General features: G+C 38.1%; 12 protein-coding genes. 6 read left to right on the top strand and 6 right to left on the bottom strand.

Annotation, left to right across the window (positions count from 1 at the left end; translation table 11 throughout):
- Genes P4S71_RS03170 through P4S71_RS03160 form a run of 3 tightly spaced genes read left to right on the top strand, consistent with a single transcriptional unit; the run spans position 1 to position 2,514 of the window.
- Positions 1–219, top strand: coding sequence for a hypothetical protein (locus tag P4S71_RS03170; RefSeq protein ID WP_337121110.1), 219 nt, complete (start codon positions 1–3; stop codon positions 217–219).
- A complete protein-coding gene (locus P4S71_RS03165) occupies positions 197–1,789 on the top strand; it encodes an ATP-binding protein (RefSeq protein ID WP_337150059.1) in 1,593 nt (530 codons plus the stop codon). The genes P4S71_RS03170 and P4S71_RS03165 overlap by 23 nt, the downstream gene beginning before the upstream one ends.
- Positions 1,723–2,514: a hypothetical protein gene (locus tag P4S71_RS03160; protein WP_337150058.1), complete on the top strand. Its 792-nt coding sequence runs from the start codon at positions 1,723–1,725 to the stop codon at positions 2,512–2,514. Before P4S71_RS03165 ends, P4S71_RS03160 begins: the two co-directional genes overlap by 67 nt.
- Before the next feature lie 84 nt (positions 2,515–2,598).
- Here the strand turns inward: P4S71_RS03160 and P4S71_RS03155 are convergent, their stop codons facing one another.
- On the bottom strand, positions 2,599–5,751 hold the full coding sequence (locus tag P4S71_RS03155; protein WP_337150057.1) for a DUF3427 domain-containing protein: 3,153 nt from the start codon (positions 5,749–5,751) through the stop codon (positions 2,599–2,601).
- A 541-nt stretch (positions 5,752–6,292) separates the two neighbouring features.
- On the opposite strand from P4S71_RS03155, the gene P4S71_RS03150 reads away from it, so the two are divergent.
- A complete protein-coding gene (locus tag P4S71_RS03150; RefSeq protein WP_008136853.1) occupies positions 6,293–7,012 on the top strand; it encodes a hypothetical protein in 720 nt (239 codons plus the stop codon).
- Between the two features lie 481 nt (positions 7,013–7,493).
- Here P4S71_RS03150 and P4S71_RS03145 read toward each other — a convergent pair whose 3' ends face one another.
- The 5 genes from P4S71_RS03145 to mntA form a co-directional block, all read right to left on the bottom strand.
- Positions 7,494–7,835, bottom strand: a complete 342-nt coding sequence (locus P4S71_RS03145) for a hypothetical protein (RefSeq protein WP_096794225.1) — start codon at positions 7,833–7,835, stop codon at positions 7,494–7,496.
- Positions 7,836–8,408, bottom strand: a complete 573-nt coding sequence (locus P4S71_RS03140; protein WP_337150056.1) for a hypothetical protein — start codon at positions 8,406–8,408, stop codon at positions 7,836–7,838. It abuts the gene before it with no gap.
- Between the two features lie 83 nt (positions 8,409–8,491).
- Positions 8,492–8,854 (bottom strand): hypothetical protein, encoded by a 363-nt coding sequence (locus P4S71_RS03135; RefSeq protein WP_337150055.1) that lies wholly within the window; start codon positions 8,852–8,854, stop codon positions 8,492–8,494.
- 991 nt (positions 8,855–9,845) lie between these two features.
- Positions 9,846–10,271, bottom strand: coding sequence for a type VII toxin-antitoxin system HepT family RNase toxin (gene hepT / locus P4S71_RS03130; RefSeq protein ID WP_033037879.1), 426 nt, complete (start codon positions 10,269–10,271; stop codon positions 9,846–9,848).
- Complete coding sequence (gene mntA / locus P4S71_RS03125) at positions 10,264–10,653, bottom strand: type VII toxin-antitoxin system MntA family adenylyltransferase antitoxin (RefSeq protein WP_033037881.1); 390 nt, start codon at positions 10,651–10,653, stop codon at positions 10,264–10,266. The genes hepT and mntA overlap by 8 nt, the downstream gene beginning before the upstream one ends.
- Positions 10,654–11,452: 799 nt before the next feature.
- Between mntA and P4S71_RS03120 the strand changes: the two genes are divergently transcribed.
- Complete coding sequence (locus P4S71_RS03120) at positions 11,453–12,604, top strand: ISAs1-like element ISPsesp1 family transposase (RefSeq protein WP_337150054.1); 1,152 nt, start codon at positions 11,453–11,455, stop codon at positions 12,602–12,604.
- A gap of 267 nt (positions 12,605–12,871) precedes the next feature.
- Positions 12,872–13,969, top strand: coding sequence for a Fic family protein (locus P4S71_RS03115; protein ID WP_337150053.1), 1,098 nt, complete (start codon positions 12,872–12,874; stop codon positions 13,967–13,969).
- The last annotated feature ends 280 nt before the right edge of the window (positions 13,970–14,249 follow it).

Genomic DNA, 14,249 nt, shown 5'->3' with positions numbered 1-14,249 from the left:
TTGTATAGTGTCGCAGCACGAATCTTAATAAAAGTACCATTTATTAGAGTACCGATTAAAGAAGGTAATTTAAAACCAATACAAGTTTATCTAGATGAAGCATTAATAGAAGAAAATGTTCACGAATTATATGAAAAAATTATTCTACAACAGAATAATGATGCACAGCCAGATGAGATTATAAGGAGTTTAATCAGTGAAGAAATGGAAAATAGCTAAAATTAAAATTGAAAACTTTAAGCCGTTTAAAGAAGCATACTTTGATCTAAAAAGCTCTGCATTGATAACTTTAGATGGTCCAAATGGTTTCGGAAAAACTAGTATCTTTGACGCTGTTGAATTGCTATTCACTGGAAAAATTCAAAGGGTTATAGCACGCAATAATAGCATTATTGCAAAAGGTAAAAAGAAGACTCACTTCGAAGAAAATTTGTACTGGAATAAACAAAAACAGGGTAACCTTGTAATACGCACCGAATTAATAAGTGAAGATGGAAACGACACCCTGTACTTGGCAAGGGTAGCGTTAACTTCAGACTTAAGTTATGAAAAAAACAATGCTCCTGATAACTTTTCTATTTTTAAACTATATCAATTAGAAAATTTCGATTCAGATAATTTTAATAATCTAGTATCTGATTCATTGATAGAAGATTTTCTCGGAAGAAATTTCCTTAAGAATTTCAGTCTACTCAATTATTTAGAGCAAGGTGAGAATAGGTATCTACACTCTACAAACGCTAATGAAAGAAAGAAAGGTATAGAACACCTTATTAACACTGATAAATTATCAGAGCAGATCCAATTTTTCAAAAGTTTAGAGTCGCAAATCAATGAAGATTATGTCGGAAAAAAACATACCGATCGTTTAGGAGAGCTAAAAACAACATTAAATGATTTAAGCACTCAATTGGCCGATAGCTCTGATTCAAGTTCATACAAGCGATTAAGCAACTCAACAAAAATACCAAATTGGGATACTCAAGACCCAATAACTACCTCAGACCAAGCTGCATTCGATAAGCTAATTATTGACGTAGATAATGTTGCAAAAATACTTGCAAATAGAGACGAATTAATAATTAGGCAGAGCAATAACAAAATAGTTGATCTCTTAAATAAAAAGGAAGATATCAAGATAGCACTTACTGTAGGTTTTTTTGTAGATAAATATGAAGATTACGGCGTTGTAAATAAAAATTTAAATCAGGTCAATAAAAATATAGCGATATGTGAAACCGCGCCTGATAAAATATTAAAAAGAGAACTTGAGCAATTATCTGAAGATTTTAAAAGCGAAGAACTTGAGGAGTTAATAGGCGAAAGAGACAAAAAGAAACTTCTTTCTGATTCAGAGAGCCAAAAGCGATTAAAGCTTCTCCAAGCACAAAAAGACTTACTCGAACAATTTCACGAAAATTGTAGTAATGATGAACTAAATTGCCCTTTTTGTAATATTCCTTGGGAAAGTAAACGTACATTGGAAGAAGCTGCACAAAAAGTTATTGATGATGTAAAAGAAAATATCGACGTATTTGCAAAGGAGATAGAGGAAATTAATACCTCTATCAAACTTTGTTTAGATACTATAAAAATAAAATTGAATACAGCGAAAGAATTATTGTTATTCGACTTTAATCTAGCTTTATACGAGCAGTTAAAAGAGTTTCGGTTAAATTTGATAGTACCAGGTCAATTATTAAAGAACTTGCTGAATATCAATTGTTCCCACATAGCACTTTTGAAAGTAGTGAAGCCATCCAGAACTCTTTCCTACAAAAAGCAATAGATACGTTAGAGCAAGCTAAACAGCCTGAGTCAGATGTGATTCCGCCAAATTGGGCCTCGATCATATCCTCCACTTTCATTAATGAGTCTGATATAGATAAACTCAGCTTGGAAGATTTTGAAAACAAAAAGTCTTATTTATCAGATCAACTTAATCAGTTTAAACACGATGAATTACAGCAGACGAAACTCGAAGTAGAAAAACTGGAAAAGAAAATAGCTGCAGGTGAAAAGCTTAAAAAGAAAATTGTAACTAGTAGGAAAACAATAGAAGCAACTGTAGAGCAATATACAAAGAGAATGATTGGTGACATTGGGTTATTATTCCACATATATAGTGGGCGCCTCATCCAAAACTACCAACGAGGTCTAGGCCTGTTTTTAGCAAGTGGTGACGGTAAGGTATTAAAGTTTAGCACTGTGGAACATTCTGAGCATGATGCCATTCTCTCAATGAGTAGTGGTCAGATTGCGGCTTTAGGCATGGCTTTCTTTTTAACTTTAAATAAGGTCTATGCATCCAATTCATTTGTTTTAATTGATGATCCTGTTCAATCAATGGATGAAATTAATGTAGCATCTCTTTGCGATCTTTTTAGGGTAGAGTTTAATGACAGACAAATCCTCATATCAAATCATGAAGAATCAATTTCCAACTTTATTCGCTATAAATATAAACGCGCGGGCTTAACACAACTGCCTATTAACATGCTTGAAACAAATTAAAATGCAAAAATGAAAACCAAAGGCTTAAATGGACATCATTCGCTTCATAACTCATAAAAGTAAAGTTAAATTTCAAACTGCCAGTTAACCAACCGCTAATTTCCCTGCCTCATGCCACATTTCACTTGGCATGGGGTTGGTTAATTCCCACGTTATGTTCATTGGTTGGCTGCCATTATGGCTTTGGTATTTTACTTCGCCGTAGTTTACAAACCCCATAGTTCGGCCGTTTTCGTCTTTACCTTGTTCGCGCACAAATAGCAGGATGGTTTTGCCTGCTTTTTGGTGCTGAATATAACTAAGGCCTCGGCCGTGTTCTGGGCGGGCGCTGTTTTGCGTTTGCCAATGGAACAGTGTGGGGCTGATTGCGTAGTCGTGATATAGCGTGGTGGGTGAGTAGGTTTTTTCACACTTATTAAGCGTTACAAATAACAGCTCTAGGTTTTGGTCATGGAATACAAGAACACCCTCACGAGCAGATGACTTTTGCTCAAACGAGTGCGCCCCAAAAGCTGCGAGTATTTGTTGGCGTGTGTAGCGGCTGTGTAATTTAATTGGGTGGCTTGGTAAGCACGCTAAGTCGCTTTCTTGCTGGTGTATGCGGTTTATTAACAGCGTAATTACTTGAGCAAGTTCGTGCTGTAGCTCTTTGTGTTTAAGTGCTTGTAAGCTTTGCTCAAGCGTTTTAAACCCTAAACCTGTGCCTGTGTTATCCCAAAAGTTGTAATGCACCATAAGCGCGTACTGTTGGTTTTGTGGTGTTTGGGTAAAGCTAAAGTTGTTATTACATAAATCACGTAAAAAGCATAAGTAGCTGAGCGAGTCGCAGCTGAGTAATTGGGTGTTGATAGCGCGATAATACGCGGCGTAAATATCGGCTTGATTTGCGGGTATTTCATCGCCTTTTAGCCAGTGCCAGCCGCCGAGTTTTTTATCTTTTGGTTTGTATATATCTTCAAGCGTGACTTGTGGGTTTATACGTAAAAAGTTACTTAGCGTTAGCGCGTCATTAGAGTGTTGCGAATAGCTATTTATAAGCTGCTGTAAACGGCGTTTAGAGTTTATAGCTTGCTGAATATTTATTAATATTGTTTGTTGTGTACGTTTTTGTAGCTCTATACGACAACCTAGTGGTAAATGCGGGAAGTTGTTTTCAATCTCGGTTTTTATTGGCTGATTGCTTTTACCAATTAGAGCGCGGAATTTACTGGCAAAGTCGTATTCTGGGCGAGCATTACCTACAAAGTCGAGCACGGTACAGCATTGCTTTTGGCTGTTGTCGGGTAAACGCAAACCACGACCTAATTGCTGTAAAAACAGCGTTAGGCTTTCGGTTGGGCGTAAAAATAACAGGGTATCGACCTCTGGTATATCGACACCTTCGTTAAAAATATCAACCACGCAAAGTATTTGTATTTCGCCTTGGCGCAGTGCTTGCTGTTTAGCCGCGCGCTCATTGGTGTTTTTGCTGGTCAGTACATCGGCGTTTATGCCTGCTAAGTTAAATTTAGAGGCCATGAATTCAGCGTGTTTTTGGCTTACGCAAAACGCGAGTGCTTTAATAGCGTGTACATTGGTTATGATATCAGCAAGGCTCGATATAATTTTGTTAGCGCGGCTGTTCTCGCCTGTATAAAGGTTACTTAGCTCGCTTATATCGTAACGGCCGCCTCGCCATGTTATTTGGCTTAGGTCGGTGTCGTCATCTAATCCAAAGTATTGAAACGGGCATAAGTGGCGTTGATTTATTGCCTCTGGTAAGCGAATTTCAGCGGCTATTACTCCGCAAAAATCATCGAGTATATTTGCGCCATCTTGTCGCTCTGGCGTGGCGGTTAAGCCAAGTAATATTGCGGGCGTAAAGTAACTTAAAATGGTGCGATAACTGGCAGCGCTTACGTGATGTACTTCGTCTATCACTATGTAGTCGTAGTAATCGTGGGTTAAATTGAGTGATTCAATTTGGCTGTTCAGCGTTTGGATTGACGCAAATAATTGGTTGTAGCGCTGTGGTTTGTAGTTACCTACCCACAACTCACCAAAGTCGTTATTTTTAAGCACGCCACGGTAAGCGCTTTGCGCTTGTTTTAGTATTTCTTCTCGGTGGGCTACAAACAAAAAGTGTGCGTTTGGGTTTTTATCGTAAACGGTTTTAAAGTCGAACGCCGATATTATTGTTTTGCCTGTGCCGGTTGCAGCAACCACTAAATTTTTATAGCGATTATGTACGCTGCGCTCAGCACTTAGTTTTTCTAAAATAGCGAGCTGATGCGTTTTTGGTGTTATGTCAAAATAAAACTGGCTGCTTGATTGCCCAACACCGCGTTGCTCGTTAAGTGAATTAATGAGCTTTTCTTTACACTCAACAGTGCCTGTAAATAGCTCGAAATCTTTTGATTCCCAGTAGGTTTCAAACGTACTTTTGGTTTTAGCTATTATGTGCGGGATTTCTTGTGCGGTAATTTTTAAGTTCCATTCAAGGCCGCTGGTAAGCGCCGAATGCGACAAGTTAGACGAGCCAATATAGCCTGTATGAAAACCCGTATTGCGCATAAATAAGTAAGATTTAGCGTGTAGGCGTTCTTGCTGATTGTTATAACTTAGCTTTACTTCGGTATTTGGTAGGTTTGCTAAAAACTCAACGGCTTTAGCATCCGTTGCGCCCATATACGAAGTAGTAATAACTTTGAGTTTATTACCGCTTTTGGTAAACGCTTCAAGCTCATTTTTAAAAATGCGCAAACCTGTCCATTTTATAAATGAGACCAGCCAGTAAATAGTGTCGGACGATTTAATCTCGCGTTTTAGTTCGGTTTCGAGCGATATACCTGCATTAGCACCGCTAAATAACTCACTTTGCGTAAGGCCTGTGAGTGGGAATATATCGCTTGAGTAATCTTTAAGGTTGGCCGCAATAGGGTTTTGGGTATTAAATAGCGCGGTAAGTATTCGGCCTTGGCTGTCGATAAGATTTTCGTTAATTAGCTCGTCATCGCGAATATGATCTTTAAGCCAAAGTACAAGGCTGTTAGCTAGGCTAATTTGTTCTTGTAGGCGCTCGTTTGAGTTAGGAATGGCATCGATTGCATGCGTTACAAGTTTACTTAAAAAGCGTGAAAGCCAAGTTGCCGCTTCGGCCGTTTCAAGCTGGCGCTCGCCCACATAAAATTGGTCGCGCGCTAAGTTTTGCTTAATTACTTGCGTAATTAACTGCTCGTAAATACCAATTTGCTGCATTAAAACCACTCCCTGTTTGCGAGTGGTTAGTTTACTTAAATACGGTATAGCTACAAGTAATAATTGACTAAGTTACTAGTAATTAAGTACAAACGTGTGAGTTAAGTATTAGCCGAGAGAGTAATTAAATGATGATGCTAAGAAGTTATCCCCTTCAACTTCACCTGCAAACACATAATTAATGAGTAATTACCTCGCATGGATTCGAGGAAAGCGATGCTTGCACATGGATGTGCTTTCATCGCGTTTACGTTCATATTAATTATTTGTTTAAAGATAAGTGAAATTGAGGGGGCGTGTGATTCCAAAGAGAGACCGGCGCTTGTCTTTCTTTGGTTGCCATCGCCAATGCGATATAAGTAAATTATTTTAAAAGCTTCGCTTTTCGCGCGAGCAAGCTGAGCGCCTACAGCAAATTTTAAGGCTGCTGCTAAGAAAATTTCATTGAGAGTACCCTCGACATTTAATTAGTTTATTACAATTTTTTAATGTATGAATCATATTCTGCAATAAGGTCTTAATAGGAAAAAAAGGAATAAATATGGATATAGGGATTAAGAAGGAACAGCTGCTAGGCATAGCTACACAACAATTTGGTCATTTATATAACCGCTTTGGTGAGGGGATTTATAGTTCGCATGAAACCTTAAAAAAAGGAGATGTGTATTTATTAGGTTTAAACCCGGGTGGATCTGGTGAATGCAAGTTAGGTAATTTTATGGCAGATACACTAGTTCGCACGAGTAATGCTTTTTTAGATGAAGAATGGGAAAAACCCAAAAAGAAATCGACTTCTAAGCAAGGCAACAATAAATATGCAAAAGGATCCGCTCCACTTCAAAAGCGAATTCAAGGTTTACTTGAAGGACTGGACCAAAGTGTGGCTGATGTATGTGCTAGCAATTTAATTTTTACCACTTCAAAATCATCATCTCACGAAGATTATAACTTTGGCTTTGCAGGTACTTTTTGGCCTTTTCATCAAGCTGTTATAGAAATAGTGAGACCAAAAGTAATCATCACTTTTGGAAATGGCAAACTTCACTCACCGTTTGGCTTTTTAAAATCGATGTACTGTGATGAAAGTAATTTAAATACTTTTGAAACCATTCCAGCAGAGCATGGAGAGAGGCAATGTTATGGTTTTAAAGCTGATATTAATGGTAGGTCAACTGCAATAATAGGCTTGCCGCATTTAAGTTACTATAGCCCAAACAAAGAGCCTATTTTAAAATGGATGAAAGAATTTTCAGGTATATAAAGCTGTTGAAATAATGTATTTCAATAATGAACACATGGCGCTATGCGCCCCTTGGTTGCCATCGCCAACGCGATATTTGTAAATTATTTTAAAGCTATGCTTTTCGCGCGAGCAAGTTGGGCGCCTACAGCTAATTTTAAGGCCGCTGCTAAGACACTTCCCCCTTCGACTTCACCTGCAAACACATAATTAATGAGTAATTACCTCGCATGGATTCGAGGGAAGTGATGCTTTCATGGCGTTTACGTCCATATTGATTTTGTGTTTGAAGATAAGTGAAATTTAGGGGTGTAGTGGTTCCAAAGAGAGACTGGCGCTTGTCTTTCTTTGGTTGCCGCTAGCAATCAGGCAAACACTCGAATGAATTATTTACAATTTTGTAAGTAAAAATCAAGGTGCGAGATAAGTTTCTGCCGATAATTTAAAGACTACGCTTTTATGCCCAAAAACATTAGGATATGTAAATTTAACTTACTATTAATTACTTTGAAAAATAAGAAACAATACAAAGGCAAAGCATCATTCCTGTGACTGAAATCAAGTGGACTGCGCCTATTACTTTGTCAATTGGACGTGAGTACTTGGCTACAAAACGTCCATCAAACATCGGAGTTGGTATACGGGAGCGTTCAAAAAACATCGAAAATATATAAAATGACACACTAGCGCCAATGCCTTTATCCCAACTGGGGGGAAGCACACCATCTTTTTCCATATTTTTATTAATATGTTTGATTGAAATTCTCGAAAATAAAATGCCGGAGGCAAAAGTACCTATCATAAATACGATCAGAGAATATCCAGCTAAATGAGCTGCGGGCATTTAAAAAGTCCCTTCAAATATAGGTTTTCTGTCGTATATGTTTTCAGAAGTTTTTTTCATAAAATTATTCATTTTAATACTTGCTGTAAAACCGACATATAACCCTACACCTATAGCAATAACCCATCCATAAGGAGTTAACATAAGTAAAGAGCTTAGTGCTGTGGTAGTAATTGAACCGACAAAAATACCAGATGCAGTAGAAGCTCCAAAGCTGGCCAATTCAGTTGATAGACTTCTTTGCCAGTCGCCACCATTTTTGTAATTGTTGTAAACCGAGTTTGCTCTAAAAGCGCCATCGAGTAAGATCATTCCATTACCAAGCCAACGCCCTGTGTTTTCAATATATTTAATTTTTCTAAATTCTGCGGTGCTACTTATATCTAATTTAGTGGAGTGTCTGGCACTTTTAGCTATGTGAACACCACGATTAGGATTAGACCAAACCGTACCCCTGCGACTTGCACGGTTAGTATTCATAAAGCGTTGTAGTTCAGCTTGATATTTAACTTGAAGCTCTTTAAATAGTCCAAGAGCTTTTTGCTCTAAAGCGACCATATGGTATTTAGGCATGCCTGACTTATGTGCGGCCCGTATATCTTTTAAAGATGCTTCATATTTACCCGCTAAAGTAACAAATTTTGAACTGCGAGCTTCTATTGATGTGGGCCTGAACCAACAATACCATGTGTGTTGTTTGCTAAAAATGGTATAACTTGAGCTTGAAAGTCAGAAATAGCAAGTAATGTTTCGCTGCCAAAATCTCGCAGCATTCCAGCTATGTTTCTTCTTGATTGTGCTGATAAAAGCGCAAATTGATTGACTATATTTTTTTGTTCTGTTGTAGGAGCGGTTAAAGAGTCAGTGTATTCTTTGCGCCAAATATATGGTGTACCTGAGGTGATTACTTTACTTTTTATGTGATTGTTATCTTGTGAGAAAGTATTGTTTTTATCAGTTTTACATTTTACTACTTCTGCAGTAACTGCATCCAAGCAGATTCTAATTTCTAGAGCCATGATCAGTATCCTTACTTTTCAATTGTTTAAAAAAGACTAATGATTTTTAATTAAGTAGTCAATACATAATTGCTTTTCACTTAGTAAGAGTAAAGCAATTGTGGTTGCTAATGTTATATGAAATTCAATAAGCTACCCTTCCTACGAGAGCAAGTAGGGTGCCTACAGCAAATATTTAAAGACTGATGCCCTGGTAATCATCCCCTTCAACTTCACCTGCAAACACATAATTAATGAGTAATTACCTCGCATGGCGGAATTTTGTTCCCGACAAATTCCAAGTGCCTAAATCCCTTTAGGCAATGCGAGGAAAGCGATGCTTGCAAATGGGTGAAAAACGTAGTTTTGAACGAGAGGGTAGAGATATCCGAACTGGGCAGCGTACAGGGATGTGAAAGTGATGCTTTCATGGCGTTTACGCTCATAATAATTTTGTGTTTAAAGATAAGTGAAATTGAGGGGGCTGTGTGATTCTAAGGGGGACAGCGCTATGCGCCCCTTGGTTGCCATCGCCAATGCGATATAAGTAAATTATTTTAAAAGCTTCGCTTTTCGCGCGAGCAAGCTTTGCGCCTACAGATGTATGAGTGAGCTTTGTTTAAAACCAAAAGCGCGATATAAAATCGCACCTACGCTTTGTTGAGTGTGGTGTTTGTATTGTTGTAGGTGAGGTTTTATACCTCGCATGGTGTTTTATTTAAACCAAGAACAAAGCGCGATGTAAAATCGCACCTACGGTTTTGTTGAGTGTGGTGTTTAAATTAATGTAGGTGAGGTTTTATACCTCGCATGGTGTTTTTGTAAAAACCAAGAACAAAGCGCGATGTAAAATCGCACCTACGGTTTCGTTGAGAGTGGTGTTTAAATTAATGTAGGTGAGGTTTTATACCTCGCATGGTGCTTTATTAAAACCAAGAACAAAGCGCGATGTAAAATCGCACCTACGCTTTTGTTGAGTGCGGTGTTTACATTATTGTAGGTGAGGTTTTATCTATGAATCTTTGTTTAGCTCTGTAATCGCTTTAATACTAAATGCGTGCATAGTTATGTAGTGTTGCTTTTTAATGATTGTTTTAACGATACTTTGATCAATATTTAAGTAATCGTGAACAAGTGCATTTCGTAAGCCTATAATTTTACGCCATGACAGTAGTTCTGCCTCGCTCAAAAAGCCTAAATTAGTAAGTTCGCTAAATGTTTGATAGGCGTTGCTACTGGTACTACTTTTGTGCTGCTTAAGCCAATGCTTTGATAAACCAATACACACCTCGGTCATTAACTGTAGTAATCGCTCTGCAGCTCGGTAATCTCTGCTATTAAGTGAATCGATTTGACTGAGTTCGTCGAGTTCTTGCATATATTCGTCAATATGGCGTGTTACTTCACTTAAATAAAGTGTAATTCCGGTATCAGTCATGTTTACTCGCTATGGTTTCAAATTCGAACTGGCTATATATACGCTGCTGCTCTTTCATCGCTCTAACACTATTATTGCTTATAATTATTTTTCCATATTCAATAACGTTGAAAGCTAAATAACTTGGAATAATATTTATATCAACAATCGAAATAAGTTGTTCGTTAAGATTAAGTGCATTACTTATTTCAAGCTCAAGCTCTTTTGGTCTAAGGCGCTTATCAAAGAACTCCAGATCAAAGTTTTTAAATGCTACGGCTAAGTCAATGTCACTATGGGGTTGGGCTGTCCCTTTTGCGTGGGAGCCATATAACCAAACCACGTCAATGTCGGTGTTTTGCTGCAAGTACTTAATTATTTTCTGTATAACTTCATTTGCCACGAAAAACTAACCATTGATAAAAACTGTAATAATAACCTATCAGTTTTCTAGTGAACATTAAAATTGATATTTGTTTTATTTAGGGCGTGTTGACCTTTGTGGGGTGAAATTTGTTCAATCTAGGGGCTATTAAATCGCGCCGCGAGGTTTGTAACCTAGTGGGCTCGGTGACTGCTTCTGCTTTACCCTACTGGCTTACATCCATGCAAGAATAAGTAAAAGCCGAGCAACAAAGAGTTAATTGTCCCTAAAAAAACCCAAAAGGCAGTGCATGTTTGGTATTTATGCTGCGTTATCGCCTATTTATGGGGAATAACCACAGCACATAGACTCTGCCTTGCCTGAATACCAAACAGTCTGCTGCAAAATCAATCACGAAAGGTCACACGCCCTAATAGCAAGCCGGGCTTCTGCAGTTGCTTAGGTGAGCTATCAATCTCAAAGTGTCATTAACTTAGCTTAAGTAATTTATATTTTAGATTCGATTCTATTATTTATAAATAAGGTAAAGTTAACTTTTGGACGATAAATATACATTTAAACTCAAAAAAACTTATTTACTTCTGAATTAGCCCACATTCATTTATGCATAAAAATAATTAATAAAGTTGCAAATAAGCTAAGTGAATAAATAATACAATTACCAAATATGGATGCGTTTATTTAGGTTCGAAAAATAAATTAAAACCAAAAGCGCGATGTAAAATCGCACCTACGGTTTTGTCAGGGCGGGATCACACTTTGTAAATAAACAAATTTTATGATCTAATACCATAAATTTAATCACCTTAAACTTATTATGTCACTCTTCTCACATTTAGAACTCGTCAAAGATAATCGTTCACATATAAATCAACACCATAACTTAGTTGATGTGCTTTTTCTTATTATTACTGCCGTTACATCAGGGTGTGAAAACTGGCAAGATATTGAAGTCTATGGCGAAAGTAAGCTTAATTGGTTAAGAGGATTTCGTTCTTTCAAAAATGGCATACCCACTCGACATAGTATTGCTCGGATTTTTAGAACCGTTGATACTGACTCATTACTACTCGCGATGTATAGCTGGGTCAATCAAAACCGCGTTAAATCAGCGCATCCTGTCATTGCCTTCGATGGCAAAACTATTCGCGGAGCAAGTAAACACATTGCTGATAAATTACACCTCGTCTCAGCATTTGATTGTGAGGCAGGTCTCACATTATTCCACCAAACAGTTGGCAGTAAGACGAATGAAATACCGGCAGTTCGGGATTTATTGAAAATACTCGATATCAATAACACCGTCATTACACTTGATGCTTTGCACTGCCAAAAAGAAACGCTAAAACAGCTAATTAGCAGACATGCAGATTATCTAGTGCAAGCAAAGGGTAATCAAAAGAAACTTTATAGCGCGATTCAAGATGCATTTACACACCAGTATGAATCTGAAAACTCAGAGATACTTAGTCATGTAACACAAGATGCAGGGCATGGGCGAAAAGAAGTACGCACGATAGATTGTCTTGATGCGCGTTTATTACCGAGTGAAATTAAAGAGAGCTGGCCATCAGTTAGGACAATCGTTGCGGTGCAGCGAGAGCGAACGAAGGGTAATAGAACGAGTATTGACACACATTACTACCTAACATCGTTGACAGACAATATATTGATAAGTAAAGCAATAAGACAACATTGGCTGATAGAAAATCAGCAACACTGGATACTGGATGTCGTATTTAAAGAAGATGCCTGTCAAATAAATGAGCCATTAAGTGCGCAACATATGGCACTATTTAGACGCGTCGTTAGGAACATGATAAAGCAGCATACGAAAAGCAAGGGGTCAATAAGAAGTAAGTGTGTAAGAGCTTGTTATGATGATGCTTTTAGAGAAGAACTTCTTTTGGTTAACATTTTTAACAAAGTATGCTCGCGCCCTGACGGTTTTGTTGAGAGTGGTGTTTAAATTAATGTAGGTGCGGTTTTATACCTCGCATGGTGTTTTTGTAAAAGCCAAGACCAAAGCGCGATGTAAAATCGCACCTACGGTTTTGTTTAATGTGGTGTTTAAATTAATGTAGGTGAGGTTTACACCTAGTTTTAAATTGCTTGTTTATTTCTTCTCTGTGTAGCGCTTAAAAGTAATGAGGCAATTAACTCAATTATTCACCTCATTGTATGAGGCGAATAATTGACGTAGACTGAAGCTAATCAATTTTAGGACATAAAGACTATGTGGATATGGCAACAGCAAAACTGGCCAAACTTTACGTGGGATGATGCGGCGCTTGCTCCTTTGCTAAGGGAGCTTTCATATAATCAAGGTTTATTAGTAGGGCGTATGGGCGTGCAAACTGCTCATCAAAAGCAGCAGGCCCTTGATACCTTACTTGCAAATATTATTCACTCCAGTGCGATTGAGGGCGAAAAGCTTAATGCATTTTCGGTTCGCTCTTCACTTGCAAAAAAGCTCAATATTGATGAGCAGCCTTACCCAACAACTGTGCAAAGCGATAATCTTGCAGAGATTATGCTTGATGCGATAAATAACACAGACTCAGCGCTTAATTTAGAGCGAGTGCTTAATTGGCATCGCTTATTGTTTGCAGGTGAGCAAAGCTTGTTTACTAAAATTGAAGGCGGGCAATTGCGTGGTGACGAGCCTATGCAAGTAGTGTCGGGGCGCTTAGATAAACCGATATTACATTTTACAGCGCCTCCTAAAGAGCGAGTAAATAAAGAGCTTTCGCTATTTTTTAACTGGTTTAACAAAGCGCAAAATGAACCTCAAATAGACCCTTTTATTCGGGCAGCTATCGCACACTTATGGTTTGTAACAATACATCCACTTGAGGATGGTAATGGGCGTATTACACGGCTTATAACCGACCTGGCATTAGCGCAAGAACATGCTGAGTCAATTCGGTTTTACGCTATGTCGGTGGCTATTTTAGAAGACAGAAAAAGCTACTACGAAGTGCTTGAAGCAACTCAGCGTGGAGAGCTTTGTATTACAAAGTGGATTAAGTGGTTTTTACGTACGCTCAATAATGCGATACACCATACGCTTAATAATATTGAGCAAACAATTTTTAAAACCAATTACTGGGCAAGTAAAGATCAAACAAAGTTAGGTGAGCAGCAAGTAAAAGTGCTTAATAAGTTACTTGATGGCCAATTTGAACAGGGTATTAGTGCGAGTCAGTATCAAAAAGTGGCTAAGGTTAGCCGTGCAACCGCAACACGCCATTTATCGGACTTGCAAACGCTTGGATTCATGATAAAAACCGCCGCAGGTGGGCGTAGTACACGTTACAAGGTTGTCCAATGAGGCAATTAAACACCTATTCGCCTCGCTATGTGAGGCGAATAGGTGTTTGAATTGTTGTAGGTGCGGTTTTATACCTCGCATGGTGTTTTTGTAAAAGCCAAGACCAAAGCGCGATGTAAAATCGCACCTACGGTTTTGTTGAATATGGTGGTTTAATTATTGTAGGTGAGGTTTTTTACCTCGTGAGCGCTTTATTAAAGCCAAGGCTAATGTGAACTCCCACCCATAGCTTTAATTTTTGCTTTTTGGATTAGTAATGTTGATGTGTTTTTTCACATTT

Origin of the sequence: Pseudoalteromonas sp. B62, from assembly GCF_037162565.1 — a bacterium.
Lineage (GTDB): Bacteria > Pseudomonadota > Gammaproteobacteria > Enterobacterales > Alteromonadaceae > Pseudoalteromonas > Pseudoalteromonas fuliginea.
This window is presented reverse-complemented; position numbering and strand designations above follow the sequence as displayed.

Coding starts and splice junctions, on each gene's coding strand:
- P4S71_RS03150 (WP_008136853.1), top strand. CDS start 6,293: ATGGATATAGGGATTAAGAAGGAACAGCTGCTAGGCATAGCTACACAA.
- P4S71_RS03135 (WP_337150055.1), bottom strand. CDS start 8,854: ATGGCTCTAGAAATTAGAATCTGCTTGGATGCAGTTACTGCAGAAGTA.
- P4S71_RS03140 (WP_337150056.1), bottom strand. CDS start 8,408: ATGCCTAAATACCATATGGTCGCTTTAGAGCAAAAAGCTCTTGGACTA.
- P4S71_RS03120 (WP_337150054.1), top strand. CDS start 11,453: ATGTCACTCTTCTCACATTTAGAACTCGTCAAAGATAATCGTTCACAT.
- hepT (WP_033037879.1), bottom strand. CDS start 10,271: ATGACTGATACCGGAATTACACTTTATTTAAGTGAAGTAACACGCCAT.
- P4S71_RS03145 (WP_096794225.1), bottom strand. CDS start 7,835: ATGCCCGCAGCTCATTTAGCTGGATATTCTCTGATCGTATTTATGATA.
- P4S71_RS03115 (WP_337150053.1), top strand. CDS start 12,872: ATGTGGATATGGCAACAGCAAAACTGGCCAAACTTTACGTGGGATGAT.
- P4S71_RS03155 (WP_337150057.1), bottom strand. CDS start 5,751: ATGCAGCAAATTGGTATTTACGAGCAGTTAATTACGCAAGTAATTAAG.